Source organism: Enterococcus sp. 125944 (assembly GCF_051909435.1).
Lineage (GTDB): Bacteria > Bacillota > Bacilli > Lactobacillales > Enterococcaceae > Enterococcus_D > Enterococcus_D gallinarum.
Map to the genome: position 1 here is coordinate 1 of NZ_JBQASY010000049.1, position 3,350 is coordinate 3,350.

Consider the following 3,350-nt stretch of genomic DNA (forward strand, 5'->3'; position numbering starts at 1 on the left):
TAGGTATTACTGTAATCACATCATTTCTTTTTCTTGTATAAACTCTACTTTTTACTTATCGTCAATGTCATTTTTCTTAGAGAAAGTTTGATTGTATAGTTGATCGGATCAAACGGATTATACGTATAGCCATATACTTGGAACATCATATGATTTCTTAACGAATACGACTCATATTTTTCTCTTACTGACTCTTTACTAATCAGAATACTGAAGAAGCAAAGGTCACTAATAGTAAATATGAACACTATTTTTGAATCTGGAAAAGAGAAAATTAATATGACAAATTACTAAATAGAAGTTGTGAAGGTACTTGTTATAAAACAATTTCTAAAAGGAGCGGAAGGCAATGAGAAAAATGATTCTTCTGATCCGTAAAACACTATAAAGAAAGTCAATAGATCATTAGTCTCTCCTAATATTGCTATTGACTTTCTTTATTGGGCATGTGCTTTTGATAGTACCCGAGGAACTCACAAAATACCTAGTACCTTGGATTATCCCTCGAACCTTTTCAGCATAACATGCCACCGTTTATTTTATCATTTGAATTTGTTCTTTCAAAATTCTTTTGTTTCATCCTCAGAATCTAGCAAAATAGCTGTTGAAAATCCTATCTTCTTCTCATTTAAAATTAAATCAATTGGTAGATTTTATACTTTCATTGAGTTCTGCCCATTCATTATCTGAAAAGCTAGAAAACTCTAAACCAATAATCTCACTGTCTTCATTTAGAAATAAAGATACATGATTAGACATCTTTACAACAGAATCCATCTTTTCTTTATCTAATTTAAAACATAATTTTTTATGTTCTCTAGATATTTTAAACCCAGATTCTTTAGTTATAATCGAATTTCCATCAAAAATATCTGTTTGGATCACTGGATTTTTTTCTGCATACTCTCCAATAAATAAATTGGAATCTTCAATATCATTGATGGATGTGAATACTACTTCTACAATTTTCTGTGTAACAGAATTGATTTTAATCTCAACAAATGATTCATATTCATTAACGAATCTATAATAATAAAATTCTCCTAGGTTATACTTATCATCATTTTCTGGAAATGATACTGTGATTGGGACATAATAGTCAACTTTTATATCATCTTTGACTAATTTATCCTCATAACTTTTAATTTTCATAATTTGCTCCTTTCATAGTTATGGTAGATATACAGCATGTTTAATAACTGGTAATTGTCCTGCTTCTCTAGCTGGACTAAACATTAATTCCCAATTATCTATTATTATTTTAGTTTCAAATTTTATTCCTGTAGAAGTAGCTTGTTCTACAGCACCTTGAAAACTCCTTAACAATTGTTGTTCGGTAAGTTTTTGTCCATGAGATAGATTTCGAGTTGAATATTCTACCATGTGCTTGGTTCCATTTGGATTTACCCACAACTTTTCCCCATTAACAATTATTTCAAACGATTTAGGAATAGTAGTTCCTTCTCTTGGAGGTTGTGTACCTTTAATATCATCCCAGACTGTACCTGTAGACCCACTGGCTTTCTCAACCAATACTTCTGATTCAGTCTTAGGAACGGTTGTGACCACCGGTTGTTCTTTTACTTTCGGTATTGTTGTAATCACTGGTTTCTCGTCCACTTTTGGTGTGGTAGTCACTCCAGGTTTTGATTCCACTTTTGGTGTCGTCGTGATCGCTGGTTTTGCTTCTACTTTTGGTGTTGTCGTGATCGCAGGTTTTGCTGGTGTAGAAACAATTATTTGAATCGTTAAGACTTGACCCGGATGGATCGTGTAATTTTTGATCTTGTTCCATTTCACTAGATCATCCATGCTCACACCGTATCGACATGAATCCACTATTAAAATAATTTTAGAACGAACCACCATGAAAAATGTGGATAAATTAAAAAATCAAGGAGGCATAGGACTTGTAACTGTTTTTCTAAAAATGATACACCATTTTTAGTTTTGACAACTTTAAAATCTCTAGGTGCATTTAAAATTTCTTCTAAATGCCTCATAGCAGTTTTATTTATTTCTTGTGCATTCTCGTTTATTTTCCCCCATATATCCGGATTTCTGCCTGCATGCTTCTGTAAAGCATGCCCAACTACAGTTTCTCCACCTTTTTTGGATAAAATTGCACTCTCTTTTAATTTTGAAACATCTATCTTAGGAACATCAGCCCCACTGGCTTTCTCTGGGCTATAAATTAATTTTAGATGTAGAAAGAAAAAGAAGCGACAATATTGAATCACTTCTTTTTCCAATAATGAACTTTTGTACAATAAATACAGCTAGGTTTTGTTAGCTATTGGCAACTTGATTAGTGAGTTCATCCTTACTAGTCAAGGCTCTATCTTTTCGATTCCCGTCGAATGATAGAGTGCCTTTTTAATTTATCTAGTAATCTTTAATTACTGTCAAACGCTTCTTTTTCTAAACTATATATATCAAATTTTCCTTCTTTAAAATAGAAAAGTCTTCCACAAACCCTGCACTCCCACATTGACCCTAAAGGCATATTATCCACAAGCTCTTCTACGGTTTTCGGATTTGACTCTAACACATCATAATACTCGTTCTCTGGAAAAATAATTAGAGGATTCGTTGTTTCCAAATTCTCATCATTAAGCACATTTCCACATAAACATTTTATTTTCACGATTAAATCACTCTCCTATTTTATAAAAGTAATTCTATCAACTATATCCTTTCCATACTTACCAATTAATCTAGAAATTATTTCATCCATTTGTTGCGGTGTAAAGTTTGCTTTTGATATATCATAAACAATTTTACCTTTCCCATCTATTTGTTTTAATGCTTTACCTACTTTCGTAACTAAAGTATTGATATTATTTCCATTAAGTGTTTTAATTTCAGTTTCTATTCCATTAACTAAAAGATCAGGAGTCTTACTTACATTCGGAGCTTCTGGAATAAGTTTAACATCTTTCCCTTGTTCCAAAAGTGATTCTACTACTTTTTTCTCATCCGCAGTAAGTGATTCAAAAGATTTCGATGATACATCTAATTTACCTTTAGCTCCACTGGCTTTCTCAACCAATACTTCTGATTCAGTCTTAGGAACGGTTGTGACCACAGGTTGGTCTTCTACTTTTGGTGTGGTTGTAATCGCTGGTTTGTCGACCACTTTTGGCGTGGTAGTCACTCCAGATTTTGATTCCGCTTTTGGTATCGTGGTAATCGCCGGTTTTGCTTTTACTTTTGGTGTTGTCGTGATCGCAGGTTTTGCTGGTGTAGAAACAATTGTTTGAATCGTTAAGACTTGACCCGGATGGATCGTATAATTTTTGATCTTGTTCCATTTCACTAGATCATCCATGCTCACGCCGTATCGATTG

Annotated in this window: 5 protein-coding genes; all 5 read right to left on the bottom strand. The window is 33.0% G+C overall.

Features of this window, described 5'->3' with window-relative positions; all coding sequences use genetic code 11:
• Nucleotides 1-639: 639 nt before the first annotated feature.
• On the bottom strand, nt 640-1,152 hold the full coding sequence (locus ACTFWY_RS17635) for a hypothetical protein (protein ID WP_208775545.1): 513 nt from the start codon (nt 1,150-1,152) through the stop codon (nt 640-642).
• An 18-nt stretch (nt 1,153-1,170) separates the two neighbouring features.
• Complete coding sequence (locus ACTFWY_RS17640) at nt 1,171-1,800, bottom strand: hypothetical protein (protein ID WP_439927424.1); 630 nt, start codon at nt 1,798-1,800, stop codon at nt 1,171-1,173.
• Between the two features lie 41 nt (nt 1,801-1,841).
• Entirely contained in the window at nt 1,842-2,252 is a 411-nt protein-coding gene (locus ACTFWY_RS17645) for a hypothetical protein (RefSeq protein WP_439927423.1), read from the bottom strand.
• 143 nt (nt 2,253-2,395) lie between these two features.
• Nucleotides 2,396-2,647, bottom strand: coding sequence for a hypothetical protein (locus ACTFWY_RS17650; RefSeq protein WP_208775570.1), 252 nt, complete (start codon nt 2,645-2,647; stop codon nt 2,396-2,398).
• Nucleotides 2,648-2,662: 15 nt separating this feature from the next.
• Nucleotides 2,663-3,350: LysM peptidoglycan-binding domain-containing protein (locus ACTFWY_RS17655; protein ID WP_439939948.1), on the bottom strand; the 688-nt coding region annotated here is incomplete at its 5' end.